This window comes from Photobacterium sp. R1 (assembly GCF_054600795.1).
The window spans coordinates 1-310 of the sequence record NZ_BAAHZP010000343.1 but is presented as its reverse complement, the minus strand read 5'-3'; the positions used below and the strand labels follow the sequence as shown (position 1 = coordinate 310).

Genomic DNA, 310 nt, shown 5'->3' with positions numbered 1-310 from the left:
CATGCGCGGTTCAGCCTACGATCCCAATGACAGCCGCAACAGCACCTGGTTCAGAAACTTTGCCGCCGATCCGGAGCAAAGCATCAACTATATTTCTGCCCATGATAATTTCGGGCTGTGGGATAAGGTGTATTTAAGCCTGTCGGGCAATGTTGTCCAGAACAGCTCGCACCAGATTCTCAGCCTGACGCCGCCGGCCAGTCTCGATTATGCCAAACGTGTGGTGAATTTTGGTATGGGCATGGTGCTGACCAGCCAGGGCATCGGGTTTGTTCATGCCGGGGACGAGTTCTTGCGGACCAAAACCGAC

General features: G+C 54.2%; 1 protein-coding gene. It reads left to right on the top strand.

Annotated elements, in window-relative coordinates; translation table 11 throughout:
• On the top strand, nt 1-310 hold a 310-nt coding region (locus ACYP03_RS25340), incomplete at both ends, for a hypothetical protein (protein ID WP_459782579.1).